Here is a 16,003-nt window from a genome sequence, read left to right on the forward strand (position 1 = left end):
AAGTGCCTAGTATGCTCTTCGATTGACAAAAAAAGCAATGTCCTGCAAATGCTTCTTCGCTTTGTTCTCCGTCAGCTTGTGAAGCGCGGCAAGCGCCTTCTCGATGTAACGGTCGGCGAGCTTCTCGGCCCGGGCAATGCCCTGGCTGCCAAGAATCATCTGGATTGCGCGGGAGGTGTCCGCTGACCCGTCCTTGGCATGAATTTCTGTAATTTCCCGGAGCAGCGGCTCACGAAGCTTGTCATCTTGCAGCGCGTATAACACGGGAAGGGTAATGTTCCCCTGGCGCATATCACTGCCTGGCGGCTTGCCGAGCTGCTTCTCGGTCCCCTTCAGGTCGAGCAGATCATCGCGAATCTGAAATGCCATCCCCACATTATACCCGTACCGGTATAGTGCCCGGCTTACTTCGATAGGTGCTTCGGCAGCCACAGCCCCAAGCTGGCAGCTGACGGCAATCAGCAGTGCCGTTTTGCGCCGGATTCGCAGCAGATAATTCCGCACGCTCTGTCCCGTGTTGAAGAAATCGCGGATTTGCTCCATCTCGCCGATGGACATTTGGACCAATGCTTTGGATAGAATCCGGTGAATTTCCGGGTTGCCAAGTCTGGATACGAGGGAAAGTGCCTTGGCATAAATATAATCGCCGGTGTACATGGCGATCTTGTTGTCCCATTTGGATTTGACCGTTGGCTTGCCGCGGCGGGTGCCCGCATCGTCAATGACATCGTCATGCACCAGCGATGCGGAGTGGATCAGCTCGAGCGGCACAGCAATATTCTGGAGCTGTTCCAGGTTGTAGTGTCCGAATTTGCCGCCAAGCAGCACAAATACAGGACGCAATCTTTTCCCCCCTGCTTGAAGCAGGTGAAGTGAAGTTTCTTTGAGCAGTTCCTGATCCCCGTCAATCGTACGGTATAACTGCTGCTCCACAGTATCCATGTCTTTCTTTAGTGTCCCGAAAATATCCAATAGTTTCATTCTTTCACCCGTGTCAGCTTATTCTCACTCCATATATTCAAAGGCACTTCTGCCTTCAGCAGGCCTATTTCATATGCATACTTAAAATAAAGTGCAAGCCCAGCCTGCTGTTCGTCCCCAAAATCATAACACAGATTGCTGAAGTAATGCCGCCAGTAGGAGGCCGTTCCGCCTATTTCCTTGAGGGCTCTGTGAACCAGCGGCTCCAAATCCCACAGGCTCAGCTGTTTGCTCTTCAGGAAAGCGGAGGTCACTTCCGATAAAAACTCCCCGTGCTGCTCAGCAAACGTCCGCTGTACGGTCCATACGGCAAAGGTCATTCCGTAACCGGTCCATTTTTTCCATATTTCCCCTAAATCCGTAACAATATAACCGTGATCCTGCCAAGACGCTCTTATCGCATGGTCTCCAATGAGAAGAGCAGCATCACTACTCTCCATCATGGCCTCAAGGTCAGGAGCACTGTCCCAATATTCGGGAGCCCCTCCATAAGCCTTCTCAACAATAATCTTAAGCAGATTAACTGAAGTTGCTGACGTATTGGTAAGCGCAATTCTTCCGTTCACGACCTCTTCCAGCGGCTTACGCGAGAACAACAGGATCGAATTCACGGCATTTCTTGCACTAACAGACATACCCGGCAGCAGCAAGAACCGCTCATACCCTACTCCATAAGCAAATGAAGAGATCGGTGACATGTCCAGCGTACCCTCCAGCATCCGCCGGTTCAGAAGAGCCGGAACCTCGGCAACCATATTCACTTTTTGGGACAATGTCTCCGGACTAAAATGATGAAATACCGGCCACACGTTCGTATAATCAATTTGTCCGATGAGGATGTTGTTCTCCCTGTTGTTCATTTGTATCCCCCCATCTTGTAAACAAGCGATGATCTATATTAAGGCTGTCCAGTACTTTACCCACCAGGAAGTTGATTAAATCATCCATACTCTTAGGCCCGAAGTAAAAGGCGGGCATCGCCGGGATCATCCGAACTCCGAGTCTGGCAAGCGTCAGCATATTCTCAAGATGAATGGCATGCAGCGGAGTCTCCCTTGGAACGAGGACCAAGGTCCGCCCCTCCTTCATCATGACATCGGCCGCGCGGGTCATCAGATTCTCGGAGGACCCGTGGGCGATAGAAGAGAGTGTCCCCATGGAGCAGGGCATAATTACCATGCCGTCCACCCGGAAAGAACCACTCGCAATCGAGGCCCCGATATCCGCGACCGGATGATACTGGTAGCTGCCGGGCAAGCCGCCGAACTTCTCTTCCAGCACCGCATCACGGTCTGTGGTAATCCAGCCCAGCTCCTCCTTGATCACCCTCCAGCCGGCATTCGAAATCACGATATGCACCTTCACTCCAAACTTCAGGAGAACCTCAATCAGCCTAACCCCGTATATGGAACCGCTCGCTCCCGTAATTCCGACGACATACGCGCGGGAAGCATACAGCTCCACCGCCTTGGCTTCCACGATAGTACTCATCGGTGACTCACCAGCAGATCAACCAAAGTAAATGAGAACACCACGATGCTCAGCACCCCGTTCATAAGGAAGAAGGCCGTTTGCAGACGGCTGAGGTCTTTCGGGGAGACAATAGCATGCTCATAGAACAGAATAAGATAAGCAATAATCATGCCAGTGACATACCACCATCCTAGGTGGGTCATCTGAAACAAAGCTACAAATCCGATTGCGGTTATGATATGAAAAGTCCGGGCAATCTTCAGGGAATTGGCGATTCCGAATCTTGCCGGTATCGAGAACAACCCTTCCTTGCGGTCAAACTCCATGTCCTGGCAGGCGTAGATGATATCAAATCCAGCCACCCAGAACGTAATCGTCAAATAGAATACAATCGCGGAAGCATCCACAACTCCGGTAACCGCAACCCAGCCCCCTAAAGGTGCCAGTGCAATAGTAAGGCCAAGAACCACATGGCACAACCAGGTAAAGCGCTTAGTGTACGAATAAATAACAAGCATAAATACTGCGATAGGCAGCAGCTTAACCGACAGCGGGTTGAGCTCTGAGGCAGCCCAGAACAACAGAATGAATGAGACAATTACAAAAATCACAACCTCACTAATCCGCAGCAGTCCTGCCGGGATAGCTCGTCCTGCCGTGCGGGGGTTCTTCTTGTCACTGACCCGGTCAATTAACCGGTTGAGCCCCATCGCAGCGCTGCGTGCACCGAACATGGCGAGCAGCACCCAGCCGATTTGCGCCCATGAAGGCAGATGCCCATTCACTGCTACCGAACCGAGAAGCGCTCCCATAAATGCGAATGGAAGTGCGAACACGGTGTGTTCAAATTTAATCATATTTAGAAATATTACGGTTTTCTTAAACATCTGGCTTCTCCTTGATTCCGATATGTAATGCTGCAACGCCCCCTGTCAGAGGATAAGCTTCCACCTGAGACAGCCCGGTGTCACGGAATATTTCAGCCAGCTCATGTCTGCCTGGAAATTGGGCCAGGGATTCCGGGAGCCATTTGTACTGTTCATAGCTCTTAGCGAATAATTTCCCCTGCAAAGGCAGGATTTTCTCAAAGTAAAAATTATAAATTCCTTTGAACGGCTGCCAAGTCGGCCTAGACACCTCAAGACATACGACCATGCCGCCCGGCTTGACTACACGCTGCATCTCCTTAAGCACCTGGCGGAGATCCGGCACGTTGCGCAGACCAAAACCGATCGTCGCATAATCGAACTGTCCACTCTCGAAGGGCAGCTCCATAGCGTTCCCCTGAATCAGCTCAATGCGGCCCTCTAGCCCCTTGGCTTGCACTTTGCTGTGCCCCACCTTTAGCATGTTCTCGCTGAAGTCCAGTCCCTTAATCAGTCCGCCGCTAGCTTCAGCCATGCTGATTGTCCAGTCACATGTCCCGCAGCACAGGTCCAAGGCTGTGTCCCCAGGGGACATCGCCATTTTCTTCATTGCAAATTTACGCCAGGCCTTGTGCCTGCGAAAGCTTATAACATCGTTCATTGCGTCATATTTGGGAGCAATGCTTTCAAACACGGAATGAACAAACTTCTCCTTCTCATTCTGAGATTGCGATTCCATGGATTATCTTCACTTTCCCTTCCTATAATGCAGGTTTCAATTGCTGTAAAGTCGTTAAGAACGGACTGATCAGATTGGCTTCCTCCTGATGAACCGTCCCCGTTTGAACATCCTGCAGAATAAGCTGGAACCGGGTCACCGAATGATGTAATGTCTGCCAGATCCGCTCAACAAGACCATATTTCGCTATCAAGCGCTTCTTAAGCTCTTCCCCCGCCTCCGGCCTCGCCAGTGCGGCTTGTTCCTCGGCCGTGCCATGCTCCGAAATATAGAGGAAGGTGTAGTCATCAATGCCGGACTGGGAACTAGCCATTTTGTCCAAAATGAAAGCGGCGGCCTCACAGCAGCTGATCTCGTGCAGAAGCAGTTCCCACGAATGGCGCAGCGGCTTGTCCAGCAGCGCATTAAACGTCAGGAACAGCTCCTTGTTAAGTTCGATCTTGGCCTCCAGAAACTCATCCGCCGTCAGCCTCGTCCTCATCTTTGTATACAAATTCACTTTCTTCCGGTTAACTTCACATACCGCTGAGCTTAACGCCGAGATCAGATCAATCCGTCCTTCTTTGGCGAGCAGCTCATAGAACGAGCTGCTGAAGAAATCTCCGGCCAATACATTAAGCTGGCGGGACCGCATTTCCCGCTCCTCCTTGCGTACCGGCTCGGCATCGATCAAATCGTGGGTATCGAGTCCAAGCTGCACGAGATAAACGGCAAGCGCAATATTCTCAGCGGCTGCTTCCGTGAAGGAATCCTGGTTACGCAAAAAGGTGTAAAGCAAACGAACACGGGCATTCGCAAAAGGCGGCAGCTCCGTGTGGGTGGTTATCATGTCGTATTCGACGTATTTTTTTGCTAGTTCAGGTATACGATATGGTTTCATCCTTTTCCTCCGGCCGCTCTTACTGACGATGTCTAGTTTACATGTCACAATCCAATCTATTATATCATATGTTGTTACAGCACGCACAGAGTCTATGCTTAGAGCCCTTGTCTTTCCAGGCCTGGCTCAAAGCGGGTTTTCCATAAATTGGTCACGGTAAAACGGAAATATTCTTTAAGCTGATCGGTAAGAGGCTGATTGCCCAAATTCTCCAGATCGTTCAGCGCAAAGGAAGGCCATTCCCCCCGCCGCACGTCCGAAGCGAGCAGCAGATGCTTGGAGCCGATCCATTTGTCTTCGGCCACGAGTCTGACTAGAAGCTGGTTCACATTGCTGGTCCCTTCAAAAGAAAACCGGATCAGCTCCGCCATATTTAAATAAAGGACCGAAGGATAAAATCCTTCTTCCTGAATTTTCAATTCCACCGAGAGAATGGCACCGTCCAGATCGGCTTTGGAGATTCGCACCGACAGAGGGAGCCCTGCAAGCTCATCCACTAGGTTGTCCTGACGCAGCTCCACAACCTGCTGATGGCCAAACACACTCCGGCTGCTTGGATTACCAGGTTGGTAACCCGGCGCCGAGAAAGCTGAAACGATCAAAGCGGTACAGACCGTAAGCGATAACACGGTGACAAGCATGCTCCATCTGCTCAAGGTATCCTCCCCTTCACTTGGCTCATGTAGATGCGGACAGCAAGTACATAAGGGCTCATACCTCATTGTATACATTCCGGACTTAACCAAGAACGAATTTCCTCAATTCCTTCGCCTATATAAAATGAAATTATGAAGGTTACCCTTAAAGGGCGCTGCGATGCCGAGTGTTCTTTAAGGCCGCTGTTGTCTCCGAAATCCTTGAACTAAATATCCAAGTAGGGGCATTTCGGAGCCAAAGGCGGACGCTCCGCTTCTTCAGAATCACTCGGGATCGAAGCTGAGATCGGTTAATTTTTAAAGTTTGTTTTATATAGAAGGCTCAATGTATCAAAAAAAGCAGGCAGGGCCTGCGTTACTCTTCCGTATCGATGACACCATGCTTGGTCATCACAATCGCTTTGCCGCGAACTTTAACCGCGGAAGTGTGGTCCGTGAACTGGGCGATCAGAACTTCCCCTTTATCCAGCTTCTCCGTATGGTGGAAGCGGGTATCCTTGCCCCGGGTAAGTCCAATGACTTGAACCCCCTGCTCCTTAGCCTTGACTACAAAGTAATCCCCATTGTTCACATTTTGCTCATCGGTCATGATATAACCTCCCACATAAATAGCCATGCGTTTCACGAAAAGAAAAGGCCGTGAACAGATGCTCACGGTCTTTGGGTAACGGAAGAAATATGTAGAAATCTTTATTTAATTCCGTCTTTGAGCGCTTTACCCGGTTTGAATGCTGGGATTTTGCTCGCAGGGATTTCGATTTCCTCACCGGTTTGTGGATTGCGTCCTTTACGTGCGGAACGCTCACGAACTTCAAAGTTACCGAAGCCCACCAATTGTACTTTATCACCATTTTGAAGTGCTTCTGAAATCGCTTCGAATACAGCGTCAACGGCTTTAGTTACGTCCTTCTTGGACAATTCCGTGGATTCAGAAACTTGTGCGATCAAGTCAGATTTGTTCATCCTGTTTCACCTCCCCCGAAAAGGAATAACTGCATCTCTGCTATACTGTGTTTCCGTTTTGACCGAAAATATACGTAAATCTTCGCCAAGAACAAACTTATAGTAATACACCCCGGGCAGAATTTCAAGGTATTTAAGGGTTTTGACTGCTTGAACGGTCATTTTCATGACAAAACCCGGCCAAGTCTCCCTTGGCCGGGCCAATTACGGTTATAGAATAATGGCTATCAATCCGCCTGAACCTTCGTTGATAATGCGTCCAAGCGTCTCCTGAAGCTTGTATCTGGCGTTGTCCGGCATCAAAGCGATTTTGCCCTGAATTCCCTCTCTTACGATGGAATGGAGCGAACGGCCAAAGATATCGGATTCCCAGATCTTGATCGGATCACTTTCGAAGTCCTGCACCAGGTAGCGTACCAATTCTTCACTCTGCTTCTCTGTCCCGATAATCGGGGAGAACTCCGACTCCACATCAACCCGGATCATATGAATGGATGGTGCGGTTGCCTTCAGGCGGACCCCAAATCTGGACCCTTGGCGGATGAGCTCAGGCTCATCAAGTGCCATCTCAGCCAGCGACGGTGCCGCAATTCCGTAGCCGGTAGTTTTAACCATTTCCAGAGCCTCGGCAAAGCGGTCATATTCCCTCTTGGCATGGGTGAACTCCTGCATCAGCTGCAGCAGATGGTCCTTGCCGCGGATCTCCACCCCGACCACATCCGTCAGGATCTGATCATAGAGCTCATCCGGTGCGAACAGGTCGATTTCGGCAACGCCCTGACCCATATTCAGACCGCTGAGGCCTGCCCGGTCAATGAAGTCATACTCTAAGAAGTTGTTGACAACCCGGTCCACGTCGCGCAGACGACGGATGTCTTTGACAGTATCACGAACCGAGTTCTCATAGTTGCTGCGCAGCCAGTGGTTCTCGTTAAGCACCATAACCCAGCTAGGAAGATTCACATTAACTTCGTGTACTGGGAACTCGTAGAGCACCTCGCGCAGCACACCCGTCACGTCCTCTTCGGTCATGGTTGCCGCACTTAATGTTAGCACCGGAATATCGTATTTGGCCGCCAGTTCACTTCTCAGCTGCAGCGCTTCTTCACTACGCGGGCGGGTGGAATTAATAATCAGGACAAACGGCTTTCCAACTTCCTTAAGCTCGGCAATTACCCGCTCCTCGGACTCCACATAGGAATAACGGGGAATGTCCGCAATCGTGCCATCCGTAGTGACCACCACACCCAAGGTCGAATGCTCCTGAATCACCTTGCGTGTACCGATCTCCGCCGCTTCCTGGAACGGAATCGGTTCCTCGAACCATGGCGTTGAGATCATGCGCGGACCGTTCTCGTCCTCGTAGCCTTTCGCTCCTTCTACTGCGTAACCTACACAGTCAACCAGACGGACGTTGACCTCAAGCCCTTCATCCACTTTAATTTGAACCGCGTTATTCGGAACGAACTTGGGCTCTGTGGTCATAATCGTCTTGCCAGCGGCGCTTTGCGGAAGCTCATCAATCGCCCGCACACGGTCTGCTTCATTGGTGATGTTCGGCAGGACTACCGTCTCTACGAACCTTTTAATAAAGGTGGATTTGCCGGTCCGGACCGCACCGACAACCCCAAGATAGATGTCACCTCCCGTGCGCTCGGCTATGTCCTTGAAAATATCTACTTTTTCCAATGCCAATGAAATCCCCTCCTAAAGTTTCGCCGAAGGAAAAATGCTGCTCAGAGCATCCGCTTCGTTATTCACTCATCGATACGAACCATAAAATGATCCGCATGTTTGGTTATTGCAACGGCAGAGCACTGTGGTTGCCCTTGTCCGTGTCCGCCGCCGGAGCCTGTCAAGAGATATAGGAACGAAGCGGCGTTACTCGTACATGCTTTTGGACTAGTACCATCATATGTATCCCAAGAGGAAATATGACAGAAAAGAAAGCGAACTCCGCAAGAAACTCATGATCCGGCTCAGACACCGGATGATCCGCCATATTGTATATGTATGTGAATCTATAATTTGTATGACGCGATGCTGGAAGATTATAAATAAAAAAAAGACCCATAACGGGTCTTACGCATCCACAGCAACAGGCAGGTTATTCTGCCAGTGGTAAGGAAGAGATTTAACAGGCACAAAATACGACTGGTCCAACAGCAGGGGCCTTAAGTCTACATTCTGCTCCGGCTTGGTTCCAGATTTCTCCACGGCCTGCATGATATCAAGCGCGTAATCCACATACACCTGACCCTGCCGGTCCATCAGATAATCCGCTTCCTGTCCGGAATAAAAGCTCTTCCATGCCAAAGATTCACTTTGGATCGCTTTCAGATCCACTGCATTGATTCCCGGATAGGCCTCTTTGAGCACAGGCAGCTGGCCCTGATGAGCGGCCTTGTATTTGTCTACCGCGCGCTGCACATCATTGACCTTCTGTACCGTGGTTAATTCCATCACCTTAACCTCCGGCTTCGTCTCTTCATTCTGGATCAGGAAATAGGCCGATCCGCCTTTCTCAAAGGCGGTAGCCGGGATCTCGTCCATATACCCCGCCTTGTTCAGCTTGTCCAAATCGATTCTGAACTTCTCGTACCTTGGCGTATCCTGATCCGCATTAAGGATAGGAAGGATGCCTTTATCCTTCTGAAATTGATCCACGGCCATCTGAATCCGGTTCACACTCTCCCGGTAAGACACCTGACCCCCACGCTTCTCCTGCGGGTACATGCACCCGCTAAGACTTGTAATCAATAACATACAGATCCCAGCAACGGCGGCAAGCCGGCTTGCCCGATCAAACCTTCGTCTCCTCAACCTTTATCATCCTTATCTGCGAAATAGTATATTCTACCACAAATCATCATTCTGCTGCATTTCCAGCTGTTTGCGGATCGCCGCCTTCAGCGGGTCTTCCGGCAGCTCCACAACTACTGGGCCCATCACCTTGGCCTGACAGGCTAACCGCATGTTCTCTCCGATCAACGAGCCCATCTTACGCCGCTCAGGTCCCTCAGGCGCAGACAAGGCGCCTTCCTCCGGCTGAAGCACTTTCACCTTGCACATGAGGCACCCAGCGTTCCCGCCGCAGCGGGTCGCGATATGAACCCGGGCCTGGCGGGCTGCGGTGAGCAAGGACATGCCCTTACGGACTTTCAGCTTCTTACCTGCAGGTTCGAAACGGACTTCATATTCCATCCGTATCTGTCCTCCAATCCAAACAATCCGAGATCAACTGTAAATGATCTTTGGACCAGCGGTTGCGTCCAATCATCTCCCGGAGCAGCCCCCTATGGGATTCCGGGCTCGCGTTGATCGTCTCTGCAATAGGCTTATAGCGGTCCGGCCTGTCCCTGAGCACATTAAACAGAAATTCATGGCTCAGCGGCATCAGACGGATATCCCGCTCCTTTAAACGGACCCTCAAAGCGTGCTTATAGAGCAGTTCGCCAACCTCTACTTGGTAACAGCTGCCTCCGCTTCTTACCTCAAAGCCCCCCACAAGCTCAAGCACATAACTTCCCAACCGATAATGACTCAAAAGTGAGACGTACATTCCGCTTTTGTCCAGGATTTGCTTGTCCATGGATCTCGGCAGCAGCACCTCATGGAGATGGACCGTATCTTCAAGGTCCGCATATACATCAATATCTCTTGGCGCTGTTTGAAGCTTGACTCCCTGCAGCCACAATCCGCAGCTGCCCCCGACCAGCCAAGGCTGCCCAGTGTTGGAGAGCTCCAGTGAGAGCTCTTCAAGGGCCTCTGCCAGATCGGGATTCGGAGCATAATCTAGTTTCTCCATCACACGACCTCTTTCCGCTGTACTTACTGTCTGTCCACTCAAGTGATGGATACGATCCCGACCAGAAATCCTGCAAGCATAATAATAAAAGCAACAATTGATAATAGTCCTCTAACAATTCCGGTCGTCTTCGCCCGTGCAAAAGAAATTAAAAATACGGACAAGCCCATGACGAGAATGGCCGCAATCGAAAGCCACATTTTGGTCATCGCATCCATGCGCGTAAATATCCCCCATCGTCTATATTATGATCAACATTATAGCATTGTCGTTCCAAATCGGCTATGCCGCACCTAACCGAGGGATTCCGGTGATTCCTGCCTGGGCTTGGAGAAAGTAAGCCTGAAGGTTGGGTGGCTTCGTTTGCCCATAATCTTCAGCTATATAAAATGAACTTATGAAGGTTACCCTTATGGGGCGCTGCGATGCCGAGTGTTCTTACGACCGCTGTTGTCTCCGAAATGCTTGAATTAGATATCCAAGTAGGGGCATTTCGGAGACAAAGGCGGACGCTACGCTTCTTCAGATCACTCGGCCTCTCCGCTGAGAACGGTTAATTTTTAAAGTTCGTTTTATATAGTAACAAAAATAACAAAGCGCCAGCCCAAGGATACCCCCTTGGACTGGCGCTTTGCTTACTTCTTTTTGACAGAAATCCGTCTACTCTGCTGTAAGATTACTTGCTTTCGAGACGGCCTCTTTACAACATTTTTATCATATAGTAGCATGCTGGAGCTCTATTTCTTGAGCATCATTTTCATCAGTGCTTCCATATTGCTTGCGTTCATACCACTCTTCTTCACTGCACTTACAATTTCAGACATCGTAGACTCCGACACAGGCACACCCGCCATTGCTGACACCTGTTTGATCAGTTGCCGCAGTTGTGCTTCACTCTGAAGTGTGGAAGGCTTCACGGTGCTGGCGATTTTCTTCACCGCATTCTCCGTAATCGGCTTTCCAGTCTTTTTGTTAATTGCGTTCAGAGCGTCCTTTGAGATACCTTTGTTCATGTTCTCCCCTCCTCCGGCAGTCGTCACACTTAATGTATGACTAATGCTCAGAAAGAGTGTGGGCGAACGCCAGGTCTAGGTGTGCCACTGCTCCCAGGTCTCCTGCGACATGACTTCCATCTCTGTCTTCCGGTCCCTGCCCATCAGTGCTTCAACCGCAACCTTAGGCGGCATATCCTCAAATAGAACATGATACAGCTGTGTTGCAATCGGCATCTGTACCCCGTATTTCTCAGACATCGTATGAGCGGCTTTGGTGGTCCGGATTCCTTCAACCACCATGCCCATAGACTGCAGCACTTCCTGGAGCGGTTTACCCTGTCCTAGAAGGGAGCCTGCCCGCCAGTTCCGGCTGTGCTGGCTGGTTGCCGTTACGACTAAGTCACCAATGCCTGCAAGTCCGGAAAAGGTAAGCGGATTCGCCCCCATCTCGACACCTATGCGGGTAATTTCAGCTAATCCCCGGGTCAGCAGTGCCGCCTTGGCATTATCCCCGTATCCAAGGCCGTCAGACATCCCCGCACCGAGAGCGATAATGTTCTTGAGCGCCCCGGCAAGCTCAACACCCACCAGATCCCGGTTCGTATATACCCTGAAGAAGCTGTTCATGAACAAGTCTTGAGCACGACGGGCCTGCTCCTCCTCCAGAGAAGCCACCACCACTGTGGTCGGACAGCGCTTCACCACTTCCTCCGCGTGGCTTGGTCCCGAGAGAACGACAATATGACCTTCAGCACAGCCTAATTCCTCGGAAATGACGGTAGAGATCCGCTTCATACTCTCTGTTTCGAAGCCCTTGGTTGCATGAACGACCAGCATATCCTCAGTCCAATACTGTTTCAGCTGTCTCGCCACATCACGAACTGCTGAAGAAGGAGCCACGATAATGACCGCTTCGGAGTCTTTAACGGCTTCGCCCATATCTGTAGTAGCCCGGATGCCACTTGAAAGAGTCACGCCGGGTAAATAATGCTCGTTTTTATGCTCGGTGTTGATTTGCATCATTTGTTGTTCATTTCTCGTCCACAGGGATACTTGAATACCCTTATCAGCCAGCACACTAGCCAGGGCTGTTCCCCAGCTGCCTGCGACGAGTACAGCAGCTTTGTTAAACAACACGGTTCCCCCCCTTGGATCCCAGCTTGTTCTCCTTACCCTGCGCAATCTTCACAATATTCGTGCGGTGCCTCCAGAAAGCAAAGACAGCAATGATCAGGCTGGTCCAGAAATACGGTCCAATATGCCCCATAATCAGCAAGAAAATGGGGGTCAGACCAACAAACAGCAGGGAACCCAGGGAAACATACCTTGTAATGAAGATGGAGCCAATAGCAATAATGCCCGCATAGAGTGCCGGGAAGAAGACCAATGTAGCCATAACCCCAATTGTTGTGGCTATCCCTTTGCCTCCGCGGAACCGGAAATAGATCGGCCAGTTATGGCCTACAATTGCCGCAATTCCGCACAGTGCCGGTACCCATTCGGAGTCGCCGCCAAGCCATCTACCAAGCCACACAGCAGCAATGCCTTTCAGCACATCCAAAGTCAGTACAAGAACAGCCGGGCCTTTGCCTAGCACACGGAGCGTATTGGTAGCTCCGGCGTTTCCGCTGCCATGCTGTCTGATATCAATTCCTTTTAGAGTCTTGGCAAGCACCACACTAAAACTGATAGACCCCAGTAAATAACTGATTAATACCGCAACAACCGATGTCACAATCACATGTCTCTCCCCTAACCTTCATCCGACTTACGACGGGTAAACAACCTGATTGGCGTACCTTCGAAATCAAAGGCAGCCCGGATTTTATTCTCCAGATAACGCTCGTACGAGAAATGCATCAGCTCCGGATCGTTCACAAATACCACCATCGTCGGCGGTTTCACCGAAACCTGCGTTACATAGTTGATCCGCATACGGCGTCCCTTGTCCGTTGGCGGCGGATTAATCGCTACCGCATCAGAAATCACATCATTCAGAAGATGCGTCTGCACCCTTCTTGCATGCTGTTCAGCAGCATGCTGAACGACAGGCAGCAGCTTCTGCAGTCGCTGCTTGGTCAGAGCGGAGAGGAACACAATCGGGGCATACGTCATGAAGAGGAAGTGGTCTCTGATCTTCTTCTCAAATTGATGCATCGTCTTGTCATCCTTCTCAACGACATCCCACTTGTTCACAACGAATACGGTAGCCCGGCCGGCTTCATAAGCATAACCCGCAATGTGTTTGTCCTGCTCAATGATGCCTTCCTCGCCATTGATGACAATGAGTACCACATCGGCCCGCTCAATCGCCTTCATGGCCCGCATGACACTATACTTCTCCGTAGTCTCATAGACCTTGCCTCGTTTTCTCATGCCGGCCGTATCAATCAGAACGTACCGTTGACCATCCTTCTCAAACGGCGTATCGATCGCATCCCGGGTAGTTCCCGCCACATCACTTACGATGACGCGCTCTTCTCCCAAGATCGCATTAACCAGCGAAGACTTGCCGACGTTCGGGCGGCCGATCAAGGCGACACGGATCACGTCCTCATCGTATTCCTCATCTTCAAGCTCAGGCAGATTATCTACGATCGCATCAAGAAGATCCCCCACACCAGTACCATGGCTTCCAGAAATTCCGATTGGATCACCAAAGCCAAGATTGTAGAATTCATAAATATGATCCGCACGGCTCAAATTATCCACTTTATTGACGGCGAGAAGCACCGGCTTGCCTGAGCGGTACAGAAGCGTGGCAACCTCCTCGTCAGATTGCGTCAGCCCGGCTTTGGCATCACACATGAAAATAATAACGTCCGCCTCTTCAATCGCAAGCTCAGCCTGCATACGAATCGACTTCAGTATCATATCTTCCCCATCCAGCTCAATACCGCCAGTATCTATAATACTAAATGACTTTCCATTCCATTCCCCAATCCCATAAATACGGTCGCGGGTGATTCCCGGTTTATCTTCCACAATGGCCAATCGTTCGCCGATAATGCGGTTAAATATCGTGGATTTCCCCACATTTGGGCGCCCTACAATAGCCACAACGGGTCTTGCCATATGAATTCCTCCTAAATGTTTACGTCAACCTGCTATCTTAAGCTTTCGAAACCCATGTTAGTTTAAGCACCATACCCTGAGTTTTGCCATCCTTTAGGAGTTCGTAAACCCCTTCATTTGTTTCGTAAATCATCATAGCAAAAAATAACTTGCTTGGCTAACCAATCCATGGATAACGGAAGCCTAACTGCAAAAAATCGGCGAACCCGTTATTTCAGAGTTCGCCGATTCCTCTTTTTTAAAAGATATGAAAATCTTACTTAAGCTTGCTCAGTTTATCACCAAAGCGCTCGCCCAGCGTAATGCTAAGCCCTTGATTGCTGAGAGACACGTTAGGATTGTTGTTGATATCCTCACGGTTCACACGGTCTCCACCGCGTTCTCTTCTTTCAGTTCTTTCAGGTTTAGCTTCTTGAGCCGGAGCCTCTTCAGTTTCTTTGATGCTAAGGCTTACGCGTTTCTCAGAAGGATTCACATCAAGGATTTTAACTTGAACGGTTTCCCCTTCTTTGAGTACTTCCTGCGGCGTGCCGATATGTTTATGGGAGATTTGGGAGATATGAACCAGACCTTCCACCCCTGGAGCTATTTCAACAAATGCGCCGAAAGTAACGAGGCGTTTCACTTCGCCACTTACGATGTCGCCAGTTTTGAACAGCTCGGCAGCAGTTTCCCAAGGACCTGGTGCAGCAGCCTTAATACTCAGGCTGATCTTCCCTTTCTCTGGATCAACTTTAAGTACTTTTACCTTAACTTCGTCACCTTCGGACAGCACGTCAGATGGCTTCTCTACATGGTTCCAAGCGATTTCGGATACGTGAACAAGACCATCCACGCCGCCAACATCAACGAATGCGCCAAATTGAGTCAGACGTTGAACTTTACCGTCGATCAATTGACCTTCTTTAAGGTTGCTCATCACCTGCTGTTTGTTCTGCTCGAATTCTTCATCAAGCACATCTTTAGCAGACAGAATCACTTTGTTGTTCTCACGGTCAAGCTCTTTCACTTTGACGCGGAGCGTACGTCCTTTATAATCGCTGAAATCTTCAACGAAATGACGCTCTACCATGGAGGCTGGGATGAAGCCGCGAACGCCAACGTCAGCGACAATTCCGCCTTTAACTACGTCAGCAACAGTAACTTCAAACGTTTCGTTGTTTTCGAATTTCTTGGCAAGCTCCTCCCAAGCATTCTCGCTGTCGATTGCACGTTTGGAAAGAACCAGTCTTTCCTTCTCGTCATCGATGCTTACAACTTTAGCTTCCACTTCTTGTCCTACTTGAACCGCATCCGATGCGTTATCCAGGTGAAGAGAAGACAGCTCGCGAATTGGAATTACACCGTCATATTTATATCCAATGCTTACGTAAGCTTGGTTATCCTCGACTTTAACGATGGACCCTTTGACGGTATCTCCCTTTTTCAAGGACACGATTTGCTCCATCTCATCTTGATTTGTCACTTCAGCATTCTCCTGCTGATCTTTGAATTCTTCCGACATCTCAATACCCTCCTCAGTTCAAAACCCCATTTATTTAAACCCGCGGCTAGCGTGGTTCAAAAC

The 16,003-nt window shown here is 50.0% G+C and carries 19 protein-coding genes; all 19 read right to left on the reverse strand.

Translation table 11 applies throughout. The annotated features are described in order from the left end of the window. Positions 1-6: 6 nt before the first annotated feature. Positions 7-981, reverse strand: coding sequence for a polyprenyl synthetase family protein (locus KJS63_RS01920; RefSeq protein WP_213617731.1), 975 nt, complete (start codon positions 979-981; stop codon positions 7-9). After that, on the reverse strand, positions 978-1,841 hold the full coding sequence (locus KJS63_RS01925) for a menaquinone biosynthesis protein (protein WP_213617732.1): 864 nt from the start codon (positions 1,839-1,841) through the stop codon (positions 978-980). The genes KJS63_RS01920 and KJS63_RS01925 overlap by 4 nt, the downstream gene beginning before the upstream one ends. Further along, positions 1,801-2,472, reverse strand: a complete 672-nt coding sequence (locus KJS63_RS01930; protein ID WP_213617734.1) for a UbiX family flavin prenyltransferase — start codon at positions 2,470-2,472, stop codon at positions 1,801-1,803. Before KJS63_RS01930 ends, KJS63_RS01925 begins: the two co-directional genes overlap by 41 nt. Continuing rightward, positions 2,469-3,341: a UbiA-like polyprenyltransferase gene (locus KJS63_RS01935; RefSeq protein WP_213617735.1), complete on the reverse strand. Its 873-nt coding sequence runs from the start codon at positions 3,339-3,341 to the stop codon at positions 2,469-2,471. The genes KJS63_RS01930 and KJS63_RS01935 overlap by 4 nt, the downstream gene beginning before the upstream one ends. After that, the gene (locus tag KJS63_RS01940) at positions 3,334-4,059 is read right to left on the reverse strand and encodes a demethylmenaquinone methyltransferase (protein ID WP_213617736.1); all 726 of its coding nucleotides are present in this window, start codon (positions 4,057-4,059) and stop codon (positions 3,334-3,336) included. Before KJS63_RS01940 ends, KJS63_RS01935 begins: the two co-directional genes overlap by 8 nt. A 22-nt stretch (positions 4,060-4,081) precedes the next feature. Next, complete coding sequence (locus KJS63_RS01945) at positions 4,082-4,939, reverse strand: heptaprenyl diphosphate synthase component 1 (protein ID WP_213617737.1); 858 nt, start codon at positions 4,937-4,939, stop codon at positions 4,082-4,084. A 98-nt stretch (positions 4,940-5,037) separates the two neighbouring features. Then, positions 5,038-5,595 carry a hypothetical protein gene (locus KJS63_RS01950; protein WP_213617738.1) on the reverse strand — a complete coding sequence of 186 codons (558 nt, stop codon included), beginning with the start codon at positions 5,593-5,595 and terminating at the stop codon, positions 5,038-5,040. A 355-nt stretch (positions 5,596-5,950) separates the two neighbouring features. Further along, on the reverse strand, positions 5,951-6,184 hold the full coding sequence (mtrB, locus tag KJS63_RS01955; protein WP_068617084.1) for a trp RNA-binding attenuation protein MtrB: 234 nt from the start codon (positions 6,182-6,184) through the stop codon (positions 5,951-5,953). 101 nt (positions 6,185-6,285) lie between these two features. Continuing rightward, positions 6,286-6,558, reverse strand: a complete 273-nt coding sequence (locus KJS63_RS01960; RefSeq protein ID WP_068617082.1) for an HU family DNA-binding protein — start codon at positions 6,556-6,558, stop codon at positions 6,286-6,288. 210 nt (positions 6,559-6,768) lie between these two features. Continuing rightward, on the reverse strand, positions 6,769-8,247 hold the full coding sequence (gene spoIVA / locus KJS63_RS01965) for a stage IV sporulation protein A (protein WP_213618301.1): 1,479 nt from the start codon (positions 8,245-8,247) through the stop codon (positions 6,769-6,771). 393 nt (positions 8,248-8,640) lie between these two features. Further along, complete coding sequence (locus tag KJS63_RS01970; protein ID WP_244862465.1) at positions 8,641-9,381, reverse strand: DUF3939 domain-containing protein; 741 nt, start codon at positions 9,379-9,381, stop codon at positions 8,641-8,643. 33 nt (positions 9,382-9,414) lie between these two features. Beyond that, complete coding sequence (locus KJS63_RS01975) at positions 9,415-9,762, reverse strand: 2Fe-2S iron-sulfur cluster-binding protein (protein ID WP_213617739.1); 348 nt, start codon at positions 9,760-9,762, stop codon at positions 9,415-9,417. Continuing rightward, entirely contained in the window at positions 9,752-10,366 is a 615-nt protein-coding gene (locus KJS63_RS01980; protein ID WP_213617740.1) for a hypothetical protein, read from the reverse strand. The genes KJS63_RS01975 and KJS63_RS01980 overlap by 11 nt, the downstream gene beginning before the upstream one ends. A 38-nt stretch (positions 10,367-10,404) precedes the next feature. Beyond that, the gene (locus tag KJS63_RS01985; RefSeq protein WP_068617075.1) at positions 10,405-10,584 is read right to left on the reverse strand and encodes a DUF2768 family protein; all 180 of its coding nucleotides are present in this window, start codon (positions 10,582-10,584) and stop codon (positions 10,405-10,407) included. A 519-nt stretch (positions 10,585-11,103) separates the two neighbouring features. Then, positions 11,104-11,379, reverse strand: coding sequence for a stage VI sporulation protein F (locus tag KJS63_RS01990; RefSeq protein ID WP_213617742.1), 276 nt, complete (start codon positions 11,377-11,379; stop codon positions 11,104-11,106). Positions 11,380-11,454: 75 nt separating this feature from the next. Continuing rightward, positions 11,455-12,495: an NAD(P)H-dependent glycerol-3-phosphate dehydrogenase gene (locus KJS63_RS01995; protein ID WP_068617071.1), complete on the reverse strand. Its 1,041-nt coding sequence runs from the start codon at positions 12,493-12,495 to the stop codon at positions 11,455-11,457. After that, positions 12,488-13,099 (reverse strand): glycerol-3-phosphate 1-O-acyltransferase PlsY, encoded by a 612-nt coding sequence (gene plsY, locus KJS63_RS02000; protein WP_213618303.1) that lies wholly within the window; start codon positions 13,097-13,099, stop codon positions 12,488-12,490. Before plsY ends, KJS63_RS01995 begins: the two co-directional genes overlap by 8 nt. A gap of 14 nt (positions 13,100-13,113) precedes the next feature. Then, a complete protein-coding gene (der, locus tag KJS63_RS02005) occupies positions 13,114-14,436 on the reverse strand; it encodes a ribosome biogenesis GTPase Der (protein ID WP_068617069.1) in 1,323 nt (440 codons plus the stop codon). Between the two features lie 256 nt (positions 14,437-14,692). After that, positions 14,693-15,940: a 30S ribosomal protein S1 gene (rpsA, locus tag KJS63_RS02010; RefSeq protein ID WP_213617743.1), complete on the reverse strand. Its 1,248-nt coding sequence runs from the start codon at positions 15,938-15,940 to the stop codon at positions 14,693-14,695. Positions 15,941-16,003 lie beyond the last annotated feature (63 nt).

The organism is Paenibacillus sp. J22TS3, assembly GCF_018403205.1.
Classification (GTDB): domain Bacteria; phylum Bacillota; class Bacilli; order Paenibacillales; family Paenibacillaceae; genus Fontibacillus; species Fontibacillus tuaregi.

Bases quoted from the DNA above. Each gene is read 5' to 3' on its own strand.
- KJS63_RS01930 (WP_213617734.1), bottom strand. From the start codon at position 2,472: ATGAGTACTATCGTGGAAGCCAAGGCGGTGGAGCTGTATGCTTCCCGC.
- KJS63_RS01975 (WP_213617739.1), bottom strand. From the start codon at position 9,762: ATGGAATATGAAGTCCGTTTCGAACCTGCAGGTAAGAAGCTGAAAGTC.
- rpsA (WP_213617743.1), bottom strand. From the start codon at position 15,940: ATGTCGGAAGAATTCAAAGATCAGCAGGAGAATGCTGAAGTGACAAAT.
- KJS63_RS01920 (WP_213617731.1), bottom strand. From the start codon at position 981: ATGAAACTATTGGATATTTTCGGGACACTAAAGAAAGACATGGATACT.
- KJS63_RS01940 (WP_213617736.1), bottom strand. From the start codon at position 4,059: ATGGAATCGCAATCTCAGAATGAGAAGGAGAAGTTTGTTCATTCCGTG.
- der (WP_068617069.1), bottom strand. From the start codon at position 14,436: ATGGCAAGACCCGTTGTGGCTATTGTAGGGCGCCCAAATGTGGGGAAA.
- KJS63_RS01945 (WP_213617737.1), bottom strand. From the start codon at position 4,939: ATGAAACCATATCGTATACCTGAACTAGCAAAAAAATACGTCGAATAC.
- KJS63_RS01990 (WP_213617742.1), bottom strand. From the start codon at position 11,379: ATGAACAAAGGTATCTCAAAGGACGCTCTGAACGCAATTAACAAAAAG.
- KJS63_RS01960 (WP_068617082.1), bottom strand. From the start codon at position 6,558: ATGAACAAATCTGACTTGATCGCACAAGTTTCTGAATCCACGGAATTG.
- KJS63_RS01980 (WP_213617740.1), bottom strand. From the start codon at position 10,366: ATGGAGAAACTAGATTATGCTCCGAATCCCGATCTGGCAGAGGCCCTT.
- KJS63_RS01925 (WP_213617732.1), bottom strand. From the start codon at position 1,841: ATGAACAACAGGGAGAACAACATCCTCATCGGACAAATTGATTATACG.
- mtrB (WP_068617084.1), bottom strand. From the start codon at position 6,184: ATGACCGATGAGCAAAATGTGAACAATGGGGATTACTTTGTAGTCAAG.
- KJS63_RS01985 (WP_068617075.1), bottom strand. From the start codon at position 10,584: ATGGATGCGATGACCAAAATGTGGCTTTCGATTGCGGCCATTCTCGTC.
- KJS63_RS01935 (WP_213617735.1), bottom strand. From the start codon at position 3,341: ATGTTTAAGAAAACCGTAATATTTCTAAATATGATTAAATTTGAACAC.